Raw genomic sequence first — 17,806 nt, forward strand, 5'->3', positions numbered from 1 at the left:
AGATGAATATAAAAGTTCTCATTATTTTAGGAGTAGCTATAGTAATTATTTTAGCTGTAATAGCTGGAATAATATTATTTATAAAAAATAGCAACAGCAAATACGAAGTTATCGATGAAGACATAGTAACAAAAGAGAAGAAAGAAAAGGAAAAGAAGATAAAAAAAGAAATTAGCTTTAATTTCAAAAATAAAAAAGAAAAGGATGAGGAAAAAGTTGAAAACGATGGTGATTTAATAAATTATAATGTGTACCACATGAGTAAAAAAGAAAAACTTATATATGGTGGTGCAGGCATTATAGTTATGTTTACATGCGCTTATATATTTTATGAAAGCATTATTTTATCTGGAATATTTTCACTTAGTGGAATTTATTATATTAAGATAAAAAATAAAAGTATTATTAAGGATAGAAAAGATGTGTTACTATCACAATTTAAAGAAGCTATGTATTCAATATCTTCGTCCCTAAGCGCAGGAAAGGCAGCTGAAACTGCCTTTAAAGATGCATATGAAGATTTACAGTTAATTTATTTAAGCAATAAGGATGCTTATATATTAGATGAATTACTATATATAAACAGGAAAATTCAAATGAATGAAACTATTGAAGATGCTTTAGAAAATTTTGCAACAAGAAGCGGGCTTGAAGATATAGAAACATTTTCAGATATTTTTTGTGAATGCACTAGAGCTGGTGGTAATTTAAGAATAGTACTTCAAAACTCATCTAGGATGATTGGAGATAAAATCGATATAAAACAGGAAATAAAAACTTTAATATCAGCAAAAAAATTCGAGGCAACAGTATTAACATTTATTCCTTTTGGGATAGTTCTTTTTATGAAATATACAGCACCAGAATTTTTAAACCCATTATTCACATTACCAGGAAGATTTGTTGCAAGCTTTGGATTAGCACTTATAGGGGTTGGTGTTTTAATGGCTAGAAAAATTACAGATATAGAGGTGTAAGAGATGGCATTTGTACCGTTTGTTATTAGTATAGCAATATTATTAACTTTGATATTAATTAGTAAAAAAATAGATTATTCAGATACTTTAAAAAGTATTGATAAAAAAGAGTATCCCTTAGCTGATATTATGCCAATTGGATTATTTTTATATGACAAAATTGGGGAAGGTGAAATAAGAAGAGTTAATGAGGATGCATATCAAAAGATGCTTATAATTTATGGAAATGAAACTTCAGCAATGTATAGAATATATGTTGCAAATAAATTTGTATATTCTGTGTTGTTTTTAGTTTTGATAAATTTTATACAGGCTGCTAATGGAGAATTTTCTTTAATATTCACATTTATATCAATAGGTGCAGCTGTAGGTTCTTTTTTCTTAGCAGATACAACAATTACAAACAAAGTTCAAGAGAGAGCAAAAGATATAAAATACGAATTCCCGGAGTTTTTAAGTAAGTTAGTTTTATTAGTTGGGGCAGGGCTAACTCTCGAGAATGCTTGGGGGAAAATAGTAGATAAAAGTACATCAAACTCTCCTTTATATAAGGAGATGAGAAGAACTTATATGGATATAAAAAATGGAGTTCCAAGAGAGACTAGTTTAACTAATTTATCAAGAAGATGTAGGATTAATCAAATAACTAAGTTTGCATCTGTGATAATTCAAAATGTAAATAAAGGTTCAGGAGATATGATATTAATGTTAAATAACTTATCCGATGAATGTTGGAACGAGAGAAAGTTGTTAGCAAAGGAAAAGGGTGAGGTAGCTTCAACAAAACTATTATTTCCAATGATGATAATTTTAGTTGCTATTTTCATAATAGTTTTAATACCAGCTTTTATGCAGATGATGAGTACTTAAACTTATTATTTGTTTAAATATATATTTTGTAAAGGGGGAAATTAAGTGTTAAAGAGATTTTTTAAAGAAGAGGAAGGTCTAGCCACGTTAGAGATTGTTTTGATTTTAGTTATTTTAATAGGATTAGTTGTAATTTTCAAAGATACAATTAAAGCATTCTTTCAAAGAATAATGAACAAAATAACTAGTGGTTCAGAAGATATTTTAAACACAGATATGGGTGGAAACTAAATTTTTAATATCTAGAGATAAGTAAAATACATTAATGGGATATTTATCCCATTAATGTAAAAGTTAAAAAGCAATTATCAAGGAGAAAATATGAAGTTTAAGAATAAAAGTAAAGGAAGTATAACAGTAGAAGCAGCTTTTATTGTACCTATGATAACTTGCATATTAATATTAATTATTTTTATGGGAATATTATTGTATTCTAAATTTTATGCATCAGTTGCTGTAAACAATTCAATTTCTAGGGCAAGTGCATCTTGGTATGGTGTAGAGGACGAAATTGCTAATACTGATGAATACGGGAATCCAGTTAAGGGTTCTGAAAGTTTAGGTTATGTACTAGCTGGAATAAATACGAGTAGGTCAGTAGAAAGTAAATTAAATGCACTAAAAAAAGATATTAAAAACAAAATTGAAAAAGGTAGTCCGATGAAAGTTAACGTAGAAGTAACGACTAATAGGAATTCGGCTGTTATTTTAGATAATGTTCAGGTGAAGGTTGTATGTAAATACAGATTACCAATGAAAGGCGTATTTGGAATATTCCAAGTGGGGGATGAAAAGGGAAATGTACAAGAGGTAATTGAGAGAAGTATTAGTATTTCTAGTAGTGAAAATAATACAAGAACATATACATTTACAAAAAAAATGTTAGTTGAAATAGTTGAATTATTTGCAGGTGAAGATCTTGTAACTAAATTTAAAGAGATTATTGGAGGAATAAAAGATGCATTCAATAATTTTGTCTAAGAAAAATAAAGTGGATAAAGAAAGTGGTGTAATTACTATATATGTATCAATAATATTTATGGTAATTATATGCTTTTTCTTCACTTTAATAGATGTTTCTAGAATAAATGTTGCGAAAAACCAAATTGTAAACGCTGCTGATAATGCACTTGAATCTGGAATGGGAGGTTTTTCAAGAGATCTTTACAATAGTTATGGTGTTTTTGCTATGCCAAGTAATAATGCAAGTAAAGGTACTATTGAAGAGGTTTTTAAAAAAAATATTACCCCAACTGATGATGTCGGAGCTTCAGGATATGTTGATTTATTAAATCTGAATTCTTTAAACTCTGAAATATTATTTGGGAAAAATCCATTTATCGATAATAAAGTTATGAAAGAACAAATGTGTAATGCTACTAGATATTATGCAGTTAAGAATTTCTTTCAGGAAATTTTAAATGATACAGGAATATTAGAAAAGTTAAAAACTATGATTAACTCTAAAGATGAAATTATTGCTGTTGATAAAATGAATAGTTTAAATTCTCTTATGGAAACTATAGAAAAAGAAGCAGAAAAAATAGATGCTGCTGATTTAGCTATGTATAAGCTAGTTCATAGTTTAGCGATAAATGGATATCATTTTACTGAATTTGGTTATTACAAAGACAGAGTAGGGGACGGTAAAGCTGTAGAAAAGTGGGCTTCTGGAGTTGATAAGAATGTTGGGAAAGCTATTAAAAAAATATCTAATATAGTAGAGCCTAGTGTAGACTACCCAAAGGTTTCAGCTTACCAAAATACTAGAATGGTATTTATCGGGTATAAAAATATACTAGAAGAAGATAAAAAGGACAATCAAAAGGAAATAGACTCAAATAATAGTGAAATAAGTAATATAAATACTAATTTATCAGCCAAGAAAGATCAAAAAAAAGAGAAAGATAAAAAATTAAAAGAACTAAAGGATAAATTAAAAGATGCAAAAGAAACAGAAGTGGAAAGTATAGAAAAGGAAATTAAAGAGGTAGAAAAAGAAGTTTTAAAGCTTAAAAATGAAATTGATAAATTATCTAAGGATAAAAGCTCAGCATCTAATAAAGTAAAGGAATTAAATAAAAATAACAAAGATATAGACAAAAAAATATCTGTAATAGATATTTCAATAGGGTGTTTAAGTGCGGAAGCTTCAAAAAGTTTAGATGCCTATACTAATAGTATGAATGAATTTATGGGAGCTATTGATAAAGGAATCACAGCTACAAATTCTCTTATGAATGAAAAATCAAAAGATGCACAAGCTTTAGCAAAACATGTAAAAGGGATGGAAGGCGGAGATGAAGATTTAAAAAAAGAATTACTAAGAAAAACAGAAACTAAAAACCTAGCATCGTATAAAACATATTTTGGTGCAGCTAAAACTATGCAAGCTAATTTTTTAAGTAAATTAGGAGAAAAATCAGATCAAATCGATGAAATTGCAACAACTATAGATAATAACAACAGCAATAAGTTAACTGGTACAGCTAAAACTGAGGTTCAAAATTTTATTAATACTATAGTAGATTCAAACAACACAACTAAAGCTAACATTGAAAATAAGACTAAAGACCTAGTTAAAGGAAATAAAAATTCCATAATAAAATATGATTCAAGTTGGTATAAAAGTTATAAAAGTTCTATAAAAGAAAAGTTAGCTGATAACACAAAGATATTTAAGGAAGTATCAGCAAAAGTTGGAACTTGGATGATTGTAGATAATTTAATTTTATTACCTGATGCTAATAGTAGTATTTTTAGAGATGCTTATAATTCTTTTAAAGATATGCTTAAAAAAAATGGAGGAGTTTTAGATAAGCTTGTTAACAAATATCCTTCAAAAAACTTTGCAACTCAAAGCCAAATAAATAATTTACCACATCAAACCAGTAAGTTTACGGGGAAAAGCACCGCAACTATAAGAGATAGAAATGGGAAAAATATAGATATAATCTATGCAAAAGCAAATCCTGAGATTGTTCATCCAGATGATTTACATTTAGTAAAGGGAGAGGGTGGATTTAAACTTGAATCTTTTATGGAGCGATTATTAAAGCTTGAAATTCCTGATGATTGGAGCTTTAACGGTCTTGCAGGTTCTTTTGCAGACAAGCTATTTATGATGGAATATGTAATGACATATTTTAAAAGTATGGTTGATGAAGGAAGGGTTCCAACTGAAAATTCATCTCCTTCAGTATTAGAATACGAAATTGAATCAATGCTATCAGGAGGAGCACCTGAATATAATGATTTTCAAAACAAATGGGGAATCACATCAGATTTACTACTTATGAGAGTTGCTTTAAATGGAGTGTACTTCTTTAGTGACAGAAAAATGAATGACACAGCAGATATTATAGGAACAAGTATATCTTTAGGGATTTCATTTATGACTTTAGGAACAGTAGTTTTAAATCCAAGGTGGATTTCTACAGTTATAAAGATGGCTTGGATTTATATGGAGAGTAGACTTGATGTTATTGATTTGTTAAATGGATATAAGGTTCCGTTAATAAAGAATTTTGATACATGGATAATTAAGTTAAACAATAGTATAACATCATTACCTGAATCTACAACAGGTATCACAAGTGAAGAATTAGATAGACTTGAAGGAGAAATAGAGGCTGAAGGATCAGATAAGGTTCTTAAAGTTGAAGAAAAAACAGAGGAACCTAATAATAATCAAAGTTTCAGTTTATTAAAGTTTACGTATACTGATTTTTTAAGGTTTAGATTATTTTTACTTGATGAAGGTCATATGATAGATAGGACTCAAGATTTAATAGCTTTAAATTTAGGAAATAGCAATGGAACTTTTAATTATAGGGAGTACGCTTCAGAGGCTTCAATAGAAGCTGAGGTCGGAATGGGAAAATGGTTTGGAAATTCCGTTTTTAAGGGAAGTGAAGATAAGGAAAAACATAAATTTAATGCAGTAAAGAGAAAAAGAAGTTATAGATAGGGAGGAAAAGAAATGAAAAAAAGATTAATAGGAAGTTTAATAGCAGGGATAATGATATTTTCACTAGTAGGCTGCGGGGGAAGTGAAAAATCAGAGGGAGAAGGAAGTAGCACGCAAGTATCATCAGAAGAAAGTGATGAAAATAAAGAGGATGCAAAAGAAGATACTCAAAAAAAATTAGAAAGTAGACAAAGAAAAATTACAAAAGAAGAGATAGTACAGCTTGCAGATAAACATTCAGAAGAAATGAAAAAGTTAATGAACGAAGATGGATATCCGATTAGTGAATGGGATAAATATAAATCTGGAGTAGTTAAAAATGATTATGTCGGTGATGAGTGTGCAAAGATGAAAAAAGGAAAGGATAAAATTGATCATATTAGTTTAGACTTTTCTGAATCGAATAATGCAGGAAGTTTTGCACTTACAGTTGAATATAGTATAGCTTTTAAAGATATTAAAGATGGGAAAGAATTTGATATAAGAAAAACTCCTTTTGAAAAATATGGTTCTGTTTTAATTAAGGATTTTAAACTTAACTATGATGAATTAAATAAAAAGATAAATGAAGTTTGCAAAGAATCAGACAATGATTTCAGTGTTGAAAATGTATTATATGAAGAAAAGGATGGAAATGTAATAAAAGTTGATGTAGTTGGAGGTAAGTACGATGAAGAAGTAGCATTAACAATAGTTTCACCACAATATATTTACAAATAAAATAAAAAGGAGTAAGGAGCTTTGCTCCTTACTAATACATAACAAAAATTATAAAGATATAAAGAACACAATGATCAAAGTTTCAGTTTATTAAAGTTTACTTATACTGACTTTTTAAGGTTTAGATTATTTTTACTTGATGAAGGTCATATGATAGATAGGACTCAAGATTTAATAGCTTTAAATTTAGGGAATAGTAATGGAACTTTTAATTATAGGGAGTACGCTTCAGAGGCTTCAATAGAAGCTGAGGTCGGAATGGGAAAATGGTTTGGAAATTCCGTTTTTAAAGGAAGTGAAGATAAGGAAAAACATAAATTTAATGCAGTAAAGAGAAAAAGAAGTTATAGATAGGGAGGAAAAGAAATGAAAAAAAGATTAATAGGAAGTTTAATAGCAGGGATAATGATATTTTCAATAGTAGGCTGCGGGGGAAGTGAAAAATCAGAGGGGGAAGGAAGTAGCACGCAAGTATCATCAGAAGAAAGTGATGAAAATAAAGATGACTCTAATGATGAATCAAAAGAAAATCTTGATAGTGGACAAAGAAAAATTACAAAAGAAGAGATAGTACAGCTTGCAGACAAACATTCAGAAGAAATGAAAAAGTTAATGAAAGAAGATGGATATCCGATTAGTGAATGGGATAAATATAAATCAGGAGTAGTTAAAAATGATTATGTTGGTGATGAATGTGCAAAGATGAAAAAAGGCAAAGATATGGTTGAGCATGTAGAACTGGATTTTTCTGAATCTAATAATGCTGGATGTTTCGGTATTAATATTGTATATAAGCTTGATGATAAAGCAATAAAAAAAGGAAAAGATTTTGATTTAAGAAAGACACCTTTTGAAAAATATGGCTCTGTTTTACTTAAGGATTTCAAATTAAACTATGATGAATTAAATAAAAAGTTAAATGAGAAATATAGAGAAGAAGTAAAAGAAGATGAAGAATTTGAAGTAGAGGACTTATTATATGAAGAAAAAGACGGAAACGTAATAAAGGTGGTAGCTTATGATGGGGAAGTTCATCTTGATGTAATATCACCACAATATATATATAAATAAAATAAAAAGGAGTAAGGAGCTTTGCTCCTTACTAGTACATACTAGAAAATTTAATAGCATAAAAATCAAGATTAAATAATTTAATAGATTTAAATTTAGGAAATAGTAATGGAACTTTTAATTACAGAGATTATGCTTCAGAGGCTTCAATAGAAGCTGAGGTCGGAATGGGGAAATGGTTTGGAAATTCCGTTTTTAAGGGAAGTGAAGATAAGGAAAAGCATAATTTTAATGCAGTAAAGAGAAAAAGAAGTTATAGATAGGGAGGAAAAGAAATGAAAAAAAGATTAATAGGAAGTTTAATAGCAGGGATAATGATATTTTCACTAGTAGGCTGTGGGGGAAGTGAAAAATCAGAGGGGGAAGGAAGCAGCACGAAAGTATCATCAGAAGAAAGTGATGAAAATAAAGATGACTCTAATGATGAATCAAAAGAAAATCTTGATAGTGGACAAAGAAAAATTACAAAGGAAGAGATAGTGCAGCTTGCAGATAAATATTCAGAAGAAATGAAAAAATTAATGAAAGAAGATGGATATCCGATTAGTGAATGGGATAAATATAAATCTGGAGTAGTTAAAAATGATTATGTTGGTGATGAATGTGCAAAGATGAAAAAAGGTAAGGATATGGTAAAACATGTAGAGCTTGACTTTGCAGAGTCTGATAATGCAGGATGTTTCGGTATTAATGTAAAGTATAACATTGATGATAAAGCAATTAAAGAAGGAAAGGATTTTGATTTAAGAAAGACACCTTTTGAAAAATATGGCTCTGTTTTACTTAAGGATCTCAAATTAAACTATGATGAATTAAATAAAAAGTTAAATGAGAAATATAGAGAAGAAGTAAAAGAAGATGAAGAATTTGAAGTAGAGGACTTATTATATGAAGAAAAGGATGGAAGTACAATAAGTATAGCTGCTTATGATGGGGAAGTTCATATTGATGTAATATCACCACAATATATATATAAATAAAATAAAAAGGAGTAAGGAGCTTTGCTCCTTACTAATACATAACAAAAATTAAATAGATTAAAATTATAGATAGTACGCTTCAGAGGCTTCAATTGAAGCTGAGGTCGGAATGGGAAAATGGTTTGGAAATTCTGTTTTTAAGGGAAGTGAAGATAAGGAAAAGCATAATTTTAATGCAGTAAAGAGAAAAAGAAGTTATAGATAGGGAGGAAAAGAAATGAAAAAAGGATTAATAGGAAGTTTAATAGCAGGGATAATGATATTTTCACTAGTTGGTTGCGGGGGAAGTGAAAAATCAGAGGGAGAAGGAAGCAGCACTCAAGTATCATCAGAAGAAAGTGACGAAAATAAAGATGACTCTAATGATGAATCAAAAGAAAATCTTGATAGTGGACAAAGAAAAATTACAAAGGAAGAGATAGTACAGCTTGCAGATAAATATTCAGAAGAAATGAAAAAATTATTAAAAGAAGATGGATATCCGATTGGTGAAGTAAATAAATACAAATCTGGAGTAGTAGGAATTGATTATGTTGGTGATGAATGTGCAAAGATGAAAAAAGGCAAAGATATGGTTGAGCATGTAGAACTGGATTTTTCTGAATCTAATAATGCAGGATGTTTCGGTATTAAAGTTGGATATAAGCTTGATGATAAAGCAATTAAAGAAGGAAAGGATTTTGATTTAAGAAAGACACCTTTTGAAAAATATGGCTCTGTTTTACTTGAAGATTTCAAACTAAACTATGATGAATTAAATAAAAAGTTAAATGAAAAATATAGAGAAGAAGTAAAAGAAGATGAAGAATTTGAAGTAGAGGACTTATTATATGAAGAAAAGGATGGAAGTACAATAAGTATAGCTGCTTACGATGAAGAAATAATTATGAATGTAATATCACCACAATATATTTACAAATAAAATTGAAATGAGTAAGGAGCTTAGCTCCTTACTAATACATAATATATATTTTGGAAAGGGGAATTTGGAGAGAGTTACAATTTTTTTTGGAGGATTTAAAAATGAGAATAATAAAAGAGAGGAATAAAGGATCATTAACTATTGAAGCTGCGCTAATAACACCTATTTTTATATTTGCTTTATTTGGAATGCTGCAATTTTTAGGCTATCTAAGAATATATGATAGGGTACAAACTAGTGTTAATGATGTTGCTAGGATTGTCTCAAAAAGTACATTTATATTAGGAGATATTGGGTTAGATAATATATTAACAAAATTGCAACAACATGATCCAAGTATGAATGAAAAGAAATTACTTGATACGAGTTTAGAAACATTTGGAGTTGCAGAATTAGTAGATCCAAATTTTTCAACTGCAAAAGATAGATTGGTTGAAAGGGATATAGCAAATAATTCTAATAAGGAATTTTTGAAAAGTAGATTTAAAGAAAATAGAAATACTTTTTTTGCTCAAGTAGCATTTACTTTTATGGAAAGCGTTATAGGATGGAATGTTTCAGGTGGGGCAAATAGTGCAGCTCAAGATACTATGACAAAATTTATACAAAATGTTTCAGAAGGTTATTTAGAATGCGAATTTGATGACAATTTAGATAAATATGGATTCGTTAAGATGTCATCTGGTAAATACTTTGATTTAGAAGGGACAAAATTAGAACTTGGAGAAAATGATGAGGTAGAGATAGTAGTTTCTTATAGGTTAAAGCTTCCTACCATTTTTGGTAAAAATAAAAGTTTACCAATTAAGCAAAGGGTAGCATTAAAATTATGGGTTGGGGCTTAAAAAATATATTAGGTAAGGGAGAATAATAATGATAATAGGAAGTGTTTTAATTTTTATAATAACTATTTTAATTAGTGTTTCCATAGATTCTATAGTATTAAAGGAATATAAGATAAAAGAAAGGCTAATGGATTTAAAGAATAATAAAATGTTTGTAGTGGAAAATTGCATAATAATATTCATTTCCATTATATTATATAGCTTATTGAAAAACACAAGGGAATTTTACTTGTATTATTTTATGGTTTTAATTTTATATAAAGTTGCAATAATTGATATAAAAACGAAACTAGTAAATAGAAAGTTACTTTTACTTTTAGTAATTGTAAGTTTATGGTTTCCATTTGTAATGGGCATAAATATTATGAATTCCATAATTACTTCGGTAGTATCATTTTTTGTGCTTTTTGGTATTTCTAAAGTAACTAAAGGTGGATTTGGAATGGGGGATGCTAAAATAATAGGGATATTAGGATTTGCATTAGGGTATGAAGGATTATTAGGAGTGTTATTAGTATCTAGTTTTGCAGTATTTTTATTTAGTATAGGGTTACTTATAAAAAGTAGACGAAATAGAACTATACCATTTGTACCATTTTTATTGTTAGCATTAGTTAGCTTAATATATTTAAATAATTAAAAGGGGAATCTATGAATAAGAAGATATTATATTTATGTGGGTGTTTGTCATTAGTAGCAGGAATATTAATTACATATGGATGTTTTAATGATGGAATTAAAATAGGAAGTGAAGAATCAGGTTTTTTTTGGAAAAGGGACAAGAAAGAAACTAATAATAAAGAGGAAAAAAAGTTAGAATCTGATGAAGTAAGGAAAAATATGAATAGCATATTAGAAGAATATAATGTTTTAAATGATAAAAATAAAATTGAATTTACTCCAGCTGATTATTCACCTCAAATAGAGGGTAATGATTGGTTTATATACGATGAAACTGATAAGGATAATAAAAAAAATGAAGGACATATTTTTTTGTTATATAAAATAATTCCCAATTTTAAAAATGAAACAACGAGAAATCAAGTTGTAGTTAAATATAAGTTTGATAAAAATAAAGGAAATGACATAAGTAAGATGTCTATATTAGAGTACGGGGATAAAATTATAGGGAAGATCGATAGAGATATAGAAAAGATAAATTCTATTTTAAACTCTAAAAGCAAAAATATATCAGAAACAATAGAATATGAGAATGAAAAGGGACAAGAAAAGATTATAATTTATGAAAACATGATTGAGTATAGAGTTTTAGAAAAGGCACAGAAAACTGAAGGCATAAAATTCAAGGAGGAGTTATGATAGAAATACTAAAATTTATTTTCTTGATTTTAACTGTATTTATATGTGCATATACAGATTTAAAATATCGAATTGTTAAAAATAAAGTTGTAGCAATTTCGATTATAGTAGGAATATCATTAAATTTAATTGAAAATGGGATTCAAGGTTTGATAAGCTCAGCTATTGGTGTGATTATACCATTTATAGTACTGTTTATACTTTTTGCTATTCGTGCTTTTGGCGCAGGTGACATAAAACTTATCTGCGCAATAGGTGCTATTATGGGGATTGATTTTGTAATTAATAATTTTATATTTAGTGTATTTATTGGGTTCTTAATGATAATTTTATCTTCAATGATCGATAAAAATACCCTTAAAAGACTAAAAAATTTTGTTTTATCAATTTTCAATATGTTTCTATCTAGAACTATTACAGATTCCATATCACCGAAGGACAAAAAGGGTATTCCATTTGCAGTTGCAATATTTATAGGAACAATAGTACAAGTTATATCTAAAGTAGAAATTATTTAAGGAACATTAATCAATAATTTCTATAATGTGGAATTTTATATACGAAGATATTCAAGTAATTTATTATAATCGGATGTTGTATATAAGTTTTTACAACATCCTCTTAGTATTTTATATGATTTTATAATAAATAAAAAGCGAGTCCAATTATTATAGCGGGGATAGTGGTTATAACTGTTGCTAAGAATGCAGACTTTTTATCCATAGCTATTAAAGGAAATAGAGCATCTCCATCTTGGGAAATAGCATTAGAGATTAATGCCCCAAAAGGAATTATTCCTTTAGTATATAATGTTACAAATATGATTTGAGGGCCACATCCTGGGATAAGCCCGATAATCGCACCTCCAAAGACAGATATCAAACCAGAATAAGTTAAATAGTTTGTTAAAACATCTTCGCCACCTATAAAATATACAACTAATTCATATAAAAAGTATGCAACAAAGACTAATGATATAACAAAGGCAGTTTCTGATACGTTATGGATTAATGTTTCTTTTAAAGAAGAGGACTTATGGACTTCTAATTCTTCAGTATCGTTAATAAGTAATTTTTTATCTATAAACATATATATTATAGAAAGGATTGTCCCTAAAAATCCTACTAAATTAAATATAGAGTTTATAAAAGGGTTTTTTATTTCTATTCCAGTAAGTAATGTTACTCCAATTATAAAACCTGTAATAGATAGAATTATAAAAAGTTTATATAAAAAACCATGAGTTAGTTTATAAGGAATAGAATCTATATTAGGACCTTTAAAGTCCTGAGGTTTATTAAGGCACTCCTCTTTAGGAGTATGAGTTAACTTTAGCTTTTTTGAAATATTAAAATAATCGCATAAGTAGCCAACTACAAGTGCTACTAAAAAAGATATAGCTGACACTTTAAAAAAGTCTAATAAAGAATGTGATATTAAAACAAAGGCTGAATCTCCCATTGTAGCGATTAAGGTAGCGATTACTGTACCAAAGGAAATATGTCCTTTAACAAAGAGAGGCATAACTAATATAGCACCTCCACACCCAGGACTTAGTCCAAGTAATGCACCTATAAGTGGTTGAAACTTTTTATTATTTATTAAAAATCGTAAAAATATATTATCATATTTATAATTTATAAAACCAAAGGCAAAAAGTACAATAGCGACGAATACACCAACTTGTAAAAATGAGTCTACTGCGCTTTTAAATAATAATTCAAATATAATCATAAAATAACCTCCTTTATGAATTTATCTTATGATAACATAAATGATAATGATTATCAATGGGTGAATTAAATTATTTTGTTCGTGAAAATACTGGAATCATATTCCATTAATTATGTATAATACTAATATAAGATCTTAAGTAATTATATTAGTAATACAAATAACAGAGGTACAATTATTTAGATCAAAAAAGATAGGGATATTATTTAGTAGGAGGGGGAAATGAGAAGAATAATATTATTAATCACAATTTTAGGGGTTTTAATTATTGGTGGTTGTAGCCAAGACAAAGGTTTTATGATTAAGTCTAGGGAGTTTACAGAGGAACAAAATGAAGTATTAGCACTTACAGGAAATAAAGCCTTTAAATTTGATTTGAAAAACTTACCTAAAGATGAAAGATATGAATTAAAGATTGTATATGAAGTCTATAAAGATAATAAAAAAATATTAGAAGAAAATATTATTGGAATGGGATATGGTCCTACGATGGAGAAAGTTGAAGACAGAAACATAGCGATAGGTATAGAAGGAAATAAAATAAGAGCATTGTCTGATGGGCTATATAGCAATTTAGATATAGAAGAGGATATATCTAAACTAACAAACTATTATTTTGACGGTGATATAAAAATAAACATAGGCGATGAAGTATACTTATTTCATGCTAATGATAATGGACACTGTGCACCTGTGGATAAATTAGGACAATTATCAAATGAAGAATTAGATAGTATAATTTCTGATAATAAATTAAATGTATTTATAAAATTAATATGTAAGCCAATATAATAGTTAGTATAATTAAAATATTTTGATTAAAGGGAAGTGGACAAGAATTTGTCCACTTTTGTACTTTGTTTAAAAAATAGCAAAAAAAAAAATACCTATAGTATTTTACTGTAGGTATTTAAAATCTGTTGTGAAACCTTCTAAAATAGTAAGTGATTAATAAAGTAATTGCAAAATCATATAGCAATATAAAAACTTGTGCTAAAACCACAAATATCCAAAGCGGAAAAGCTAAGGTGAAATTTAAAATAGCGTGCTTAAAAAACATATAGATTATAAAAAATATTATGTTTGAAAAGGCTAATTTTAATATTATTTCAAAAGGTTTATTATTAAGTTTTTCTATAAAGAATTTTATAATTCCAAAATTACCAAAATACAAAATATAAAGTATAGAAGTATCTATAGGAATTAGAAATAATGCAATAATAGAGGAGGCTATATATACAAAGACTCCTGTTTTTAGGTTGCTTCTAATTATTGCTATAGGAACAAAAATCGATGATAAGGTAAGAAGCGCTAAAGTATTTATCCTTATAATTAAAGAAAGATATAAAACAATAATAGTAAGCGCAACTAGTATACCACCTGTAGAGATGTTTTTAGCTTTGCTATTCATAAAGCTAGATTTAATTAGCAGCAGCTAATTAAATCTCCTCCACAACACTCACACATTGAATCTAAACAAACTAACTGACAGCAGCAGTCACAAGGGCTTGCACCAACATTTGTTTGTCTGTAAGTGTTTCCGTAATTTCTGTTTCTCATATTTAAACTATTTAAAGTTTGTCTATATTCAAAGTTGTTAGGGTCCATACTTACAGCAGTTTCTAAATTAGTTTTAGCTGAATCGAACCAACCCTTATTAAAATTACAAATTCCCATTAAAAAGTACCATTCAGCAGTTCTGTTACTTATAGTATTAAGCTTAGCTTCGGCTGAGTCTGTTGCTCTTCTTTGAAGAAGACTTCTAACTTCTTGAAAAGCGTAAGAATCAGATGATGAACTGCCTGTAGAACTATTAGCATTTGAATAACTATTTCCGTTAGCTGATGAAGGGTTTTTAATTAAAATATCATAAGCTTTATTAACTTCAGCTAGTTTTTCAGTTGCAAGCTCTTTTAACGGGTTATCCTCGTATTGGTCTGGGTGATATTTTTTTACCATTTGTCTGTAAGCTTTTTTTATTTCTTCTGGAGTTGCGCCTTCTCTTACTCCTAAAATTTCGTATGGATTCATTATATTAAACATTCCTTTCTTTTTTGCATTCTTTACAGTTGCAGTCATTTAGTATTTTTGTTAGTTTATCCATCATTCCAAGCGATATTACATTTTGAATGATATCTTTATTTTTAAAAGTATCTAACTTTTGAAAGTTTTCATTTAAAGTAGAACCGCAAGATAAAATGTTAAATTCAATTCTTTCTTTTATTTTTTCTTTAAATGAAGTATAGTCTAAGTTTTCTTTATTAAAAAGATAATTTATAGGATTAAATTTATCTTTTTCCATATCTTCTTTTAAATCGTCTAAAGCGTCTATAAGATAGATCCACTTTCCTAAAGAGTAACCTAAGTCATAAAGATTTTCTCTAAGGGTAAATGAATCATTTTTAAATCTATAGGGGTATTTTTTAAGTATTGAACCTACAATCACACTAAAAGGGTGACAGATTTCATCTATAGAAGTAAAATCTTTAGATTTTTCAAGTTTTTCTAAGTTTAATAAATTTTCTTTAATAACATTATTTACTTTTTCTATATCTTTAGAAAACTTTCTTCTATAAGGGCTTAAAGCAAAAAGAGATAATTTACTTTTAACAGTATTATCGTCTAATTTGTCATCAAGCAATTTGAAGTAAACTAAAGATACATTCATACTAGCTGCATAATCAATAGCTCTATTATTAAAAATCATTTGCTTTTTTAAATTAGGGTGAGCTATGCATCTTTTAGATTTTAAATCTAAACTTGTATCCTCTAAGCTATCTAATAAAATAGCTAAAAAAGTCATATCATAATTCAAACCTAATCTAGGTAAATTTCCATAATTCTTTTTTATACTCATACAAACTCCGCAATAATAGCTTCTAAATAGTTCATAGTCTTTTACTTTCATTTCAGGTTTCATCGGAGTTATATATCCAAACATTTAAAGTCTCCTTCTATTTTAAGTATAAAATTATTATACAATACTTTAAATAACAAAAACAGTACCTTAATATATAGAAGAAAGAATAAAATGTGTAAAAGTGGAAAAAATATTAACACCTTCATTTAGAGGGTTACGTAGGTTTTTAAAATTGCTAGCGATTTTTCGCTAGCTTTTTTAGTATATGAATTTATAAAAATATAGTTATCATAAATTAAATTGTATTTTTGAAATATATTTATTGAAGTAAACGGAGAAGAATATAAGATATTACTTGTAAGTTGGTAGATTTAAAAAGTGTTTTGGCTAAAAGTAGTAATTAGAAATTATCTTTTAAGAGGTGAATAGTGTTTGGGGAGTGTGATAATTGGTAATCAGTGGAATGTAGGATGAAGTTATAACTAATAATAAAAATTTAGAAAAAACTACAACATTGTTACGAGATATTATTGGTACAAGGGATTTTCGCTATATTCATATAAATTTTTGATATTTTGGACAAGTGAAAATTATTAAGACATGCTTTATAAAATGATTAAATGTGGACAACTAGTATAGCTAAGGACAAGCTATCAAAATATAAGTATATTAGGATTAATATATAACAGAAATTAAAGTACTTTCACACAAAAAATTGAGCTTATTAAATTAGATAAAATAGTATGTTTTTCATAAGATCCCTCATAAATATAAACAAACCAATTCAAATAAGCTTGCAGATATTTTGTAGCAACGCTTCTAAATTTTCTAAGCCATCTTCTTAAATTCAATATAAAATTAGAACAGTTATTAAGTAAAATTTCACTTTCTTCTCTAGAGATTTCTAATTCTTTCTTTTTATGAAGAGAATAGTTTAATCTTTTTGATACAAGATAAGAAAATCTATCTTTTCCTGGTAAGAAGTATGTGTTAAATACTGGATTAAACTCATTTAATAAATTCTCTATAGATTCTTTTGTAGGGCTCATAGAATCAAAGGATATCTTAGCTAGAGAGTAATTATTTTTATTTACAGTGGTAGCTACGAATATATTTTTTCTTTTAGAAATAGTGCAAACGGGAGGAGTCTTTTGCCCCTTAAAGTTTTCTAAAAATTTAGTATGTCTCATGGCTGTAACTACATGAGTTCTCCTAGAATCTGTGTAAGTTTCAATATGTTTTAAGATTTTATGTCGCCACCTAAAAGATGTCTCAATACATATGTTTAATCTACTAGCACAATCTCGAATAGTAGAACCTGATAACATAAGACGAGTATATTTATCCCAAAGTTCAACGCTCTTTCTAGTATTATGCCAGACAAGCCCTGTTCCTTCGTTAAAAGTCTTAAGACAATCCTTACATTGATATCTTTGGACGCATCTATATTTACCGTATTTAATAAAATGTTTTGAATTGCAATGGGGACAAGTAGACGTATGTACCATAATCTCACCTCGGAAAAATTTGAAGTTTT

The 17,806-nt window shown here is 28.0% G+C and carries 20 protein-coding genes; 15 read left to right on the plus strand and 5 right to left on the minus strand.

The features are described 5' to 3' along the window. Positions 1–2: 2 nt before the first annotated feature. The 14 genes from INR60_RS03440 (at position 3) to INR60_RS03505 (ending at position 12,193) form a co-directional block, all read left to right on the plus strand. Positions 3–977 (plus strand): type II secretion system F family protein, encoded by a 975-nt coding sequence (locus INR60_RS03440; protein WP_194190074.1) that lies wholly within the window; start codon positions 3–5, stop codon positions 975–977. Between the two features lie 3 nt (positions 978–980). After that, positions 981–1,847 (plus strand): type II secretion system F family protein, encoded by an 867-nt coding sequence (locus tag INR60_RS03445; protein ID WP_194190075.1) that lies wholly within the window; start codon positions 981–983, stop codon positions 1,845–1,847. Between the two features lie 45 nt (positions 1,848–1,892). Beyond that, a complete protein-coding gene (locus tag INR60_RS03450; protein WP_194190076.1) occupies positions 1,893–2,078 on the plus strand; it encodes a Flp1 family type IVb pilin in 186 nt (61 codons plus the stop codon). 90 nt (positions 2,079–2,168) lie between these two features. Then, the gene (locus INR60_RS03455; RefSeq protein WP_194190077.1) at positions 2,169–2,828 is read left to right on the plus strand and encodes a pilus assembly protein; all 660 of its coding nucleotides are present in this window, start codon (positions 2,169–2,171) and stop codon (positions 2,826–2,828) included. Beyond that, positions 2,806–5,817: a DUF5702 domain-containing protein gene (locus INR60_RS03460; RefSeq protein WP_194190078.1), complete on the plus strand. Its 3,012-nt coding sequence runs from the start codon at positions 2,806–2,808 to the stop codon at positions 5,815–5,817. Before INR60_RS03455 ends, INR60_RS03460 begins: the two co-directional genes overlap by 23 nt. 12 nt (positions 5,818–5,829) lie before the next feature. Next, positions 5,830–6,537 carry a hypothetical protein gene (locus INR60_RS03465; protein WP_194190079.1) on the plus strand — a complete coding sequence of 236 codons (708 nt, stop codon included), beginning with the start codon at positions 5,830–5,832 and terminating at the stop codon, positions 6,535–6,537. Between the two features lie 150 nt (positions 6,538–6,687). Further along, entirely contained in the window at positions 6,688–6,891 is a 204-nt protein-coding gene (locus tag INR60_RS03470; RefSeq protein WP_194190080.1) for a hypothetical protein, read from the plus strand. A gap of 12 nt (positions 6,892–6,903) precedes the next feature. Continuing rightward, entirely contained in the window at positions 6,904–7,608 is a 705-nt protein-coding gene (locus INR60_RS03475; RefSeq protein ID WP_194190081.1) for a hypothetical protein, read from the plus strand. A gap of 275 nt (positions 7,609–7,883) precedes the next feature. Next, positions 7,884–8,588 (plus strand): hypothetical protein, encoded by a 705-nt coding sequence (locus INR60_RS03480; protein WP_194190082.1) that lies wholly within the window; start codon positions 7,884–7,886, stop codon positions 8,586–8,588. Between the two features lie 217 nt (positions 8,589–8,805). Beyond that, positions 8,806–9,510, plus strand: coding sequence for a hypothetical protein (locus tag INR60_RS03485; RefSeq protein ID WP_194190083.1), 705 nt, complete (start codon positions 8,806–8,808; stop codon positions 9,508–9,510). 101 nt (positions 9,511–9,611) lie between these two features. Further along, the gene (locus INR60_RS03490; protein ID WP_194190084.1) at positions 9,612–10,355 is read left to right on the plus strand and encodes a TadE/TadG family type IV pilus assembly protein; all 744 of its coding nucleotides are present in this window, start codon (positions 9,612–9,614) and stop codon (positions 10,353–10,355) included. A gap of 28 nt (positions 10,356–10,383) precedes the next feature. Next, positions 10,384–10,995 carry a prepilin peptidase gene (locus tag INR60_RS03495; RefSeq protein WP_194190085.1) on the plus strand — a complete coding sequence of 204 codons (612 nt, stop codon included), beginning with the start codon at positions 10,384–10,386 and terminating at the stop codon, positions 10,993–10,995. Positions 10,996–11,006: 11 nt separating this feature from the next. Next, positions 11,007–11,675 (plus strand): hypothetical protein, encoded by a 669-nt coding sequence (locus INR60_RS03500; protein ID WP_194190086.1) that lies wholly within the window; start codon positions 11,007–11,009, stop codon positions 11,673–11,675. Next, positions 11,672–12,193 carry an A24 family peptidase gene (locus tag INR60_RS03505; protein WP_194190087.1) on the plus strand — a complete coding sequence of 174 codons (522 nt, stop codon included), beginning with the start codon at positions 11,672–11,674 and terminating at the stop codon, positions 12,191–12,193. The genes INR60_RS03500 and INR60_RS03505 overlap by 4 nt, the downstream gene beginning before the upstream one ends. 121 nt (positions 12,194–12,314) lie before the next feature. On the opposite strand, the gene INR60_RS03510 is transcribed toward INR60_RS03505, so the two are convergent. Then, positions 12,315–13,409, minus strand: a complete 1,095-nt coding sequence (locus INR60_RS03510; protein ID WP_194190088.1) for a putative manganese transporter — start codon at positions 13,407–13,409, stop codon at positions 12,315–12,317. 222 nt (positions 13,410–13,631) lie between these two features. Here INR60_RS03510 and INR60_RS03515 point away from each other — a divergent pair, with 222 nt between their 5' ends. Further along, a complete protein-coding gene (locus INR60_RS03515; protein ID WP_194190089.1) occupies positions 13,632–14,201 on the plus strand; it encodes a hypothetical protein in 570 nt (189 codons plus the stop codon). A gap of 118 nt (positions 14,202–14,319) precedes the next feature. Here the strand turns inward: INR60_RS03515 and INR60_RS03520 are convergent, their stop codons facing one another. From INR60_RS03520 to INR60_RS03535, 4 genes are all read right to left on the minus strand, one after another. Beyond that, positions 14,320–14,820: a hypothetical protein gene (locus INR60_RS03520; protein ID WP_194190090.1), complete on the minus strand. Its 501-nt coding sequence runs from the start codon at positions 14,818–14,820 to the stop codon at positions 14,320–14,322. 14 nt (positions 14,821–14,834) lie between these two features. After that, positions 14,835–15,440, minus strand: a complete 606-nt coding sequence (locus INR60_RS03525) for a J domain-containing protein (protein WP_194190963.1) — start codon at positions 15,438–15,440, stop codon at positions 14,835–14,837. Between the two features lie 4 nt (positions 15,441–15,444). Then, positions 15,445–16,350: a DUF5685 family protein gene (locus INR60_RS03530; protein WP_194190091.1), complete on the minus strand. Its 906-nt coding sequence runs from the start codon at positions 16,348–16,350 to the stop codon at positions 15,445–15,447. A gap of 611 nt (positions 16,351–16,961) precedes the next feature. Beyond that, on the minus strand, positions 16,962–17,777 hold the full coding sequence (locus tag INR60_RS03535) for an IS1/IS1595 family N-terminal zinc-binding domain-containing protein (protein WP_194190092.1): 816 nt from the start codon (positions 17,775–17,777) through the stop codon (positions 16,962–16,964). Positions 17,778–17,806 lie beyond the last annotated feature (29 nt).

This window comes from Clostridium chrysemydis, assembly GCF_015234215.1.
In the GTDB taxonomy this organism is placed as follows: Bacteria; Bacillota; Clostridia; order Clostridiales; family Clostridiaceae; genus Clostridium; species Clostridium chrysemydis.

Bases quoted from the DNA above. Each gene is read 5' to 3' on its own strand.
- INR60_RS03535 (WP_194190092.1), bottom strand. From the start codon at position 17,777: ATGGTACATACGTCTACTTGTCCCCATTGCAATTCAAAACATTTTATT.
- INR60_RS03475 (WP_194190081.1), top strand. From the start codon at position 6,904: ATGAAAAAAAGATTAATAGGAAGTTTAATAGCAGGGATAATGATATTT.
- INR60_RS03490 (WP_194190084.1), top strand. From the start codon at position 9,612: ATGAGAATAATAAAAGAGAGGAATAAAGGATCATTAACTATTGAAGCT.
- INR60_RS03480 (WP_194190082.1), top strand. From the start codon at position 7,884: ATGAAAAAAAGATTAATAGGAAGTTTAATAGCAGGGATAATGATATTT.
- INR60_RS03465 (WP_194190079.1), top strand. From the start codon at position 5,830: ATGAAAAAAAGATTAATAGGAAGTTTAATAGCAGGGATAATGATATTT.
- INR60_RS03515 (WP_194190089.1), top strand. From the start codon at position 13,632: ATGAGAAGAATAATATTATTAATCACAATTTTAGGGGTTTTAATTATT.
- INR60_RS03520 (WP_194190090.1), bottom strand. From the start codon at position 14,820: ATGAATAGCAAAGCTAAAAACATCTCTACAGGTGGTATACTAGTTGCG.
- INR60_RS03525 (WP_194190963.1), bottom strand. From the start codon at position 15,440: ATGAATCCATACGAAATTTTAGGAGTAAGAGAAGGCGCAACTCCAGAA.
- INR60_RS03495 (WP_194190085.1), top strand. From the start codon at position 10,384: ATGATAATAGGAAGTGTTTTAATTTTTATAATAACTATTTTAATTAGT.
- INR60_RS03440 (WP_194190074.1), top strand. From the start codon at position 3: ATGAATATAAAAGTTCTCATTATTTTAGGAGTAGCTATAGTAATTATT.
- INR60_RS03485 (WP_194190083.1), top strand. From the start codon at position 8,806: ATGAAAAAAGGATTAATAGGAAGTTTAATAGCAGGGATAATGATATTT.
- INR60_RS03470 (WP_194190080.1), top strand. From the start codon at position 6,688: ATGATAGATAGGACTCAAGATTTAATAGCTTTAAATTTAGGGAATAGT.
- INR60_RS03445 (WP_194190075.1), top strand. From the start codon at position 981: ATGGCATTTGTACCGTTTGTTATTAGTATAGCAATATTATTAACTTTG.
- INR60_RS03455 (WP_194190077.1), top strand. From the start codon at position 2,169: ATGAAGTTTAAGAATAAAAGTAAAGGAAGTATAACAGTAGAAGCAGCT.
- INR60_RS03530 (WP_194190091.1), bottom strand. From the start codon at position 16,350: ATGTTTGGATATATAACTCCGATGAAACCTGAAATGAAAGTAAAAGAC.
- INR60_RS03510 (WP_194190088.1), bottom strand. From the start codon at position 13,409: ATGATTATATTTGAATTATTATTTAAAAGCGCAGTAGACTCATTTTTA.
- INR60_RS03460 (WP_194190078.1), top strand. From the start codon at position 2,806: ATGCATTCAATAATTTTGTCTAAGAAAAATAAAGTGGATAAAGAAAGT.
- INR60_RS03505 (WP_194190087.1), top strand. From the start codon at position 11,672: ATGATAGAAATACTAAAATTTATTTTCTTGATTTTAACTGTATTTATA.
- INR60_RS03500 (WP_194190086.1), top strand. From the start codon at position 11,007: ATGAATAAGAAGATATTATATTTATGTGGGTGTTTGTCATTAGTAGCA.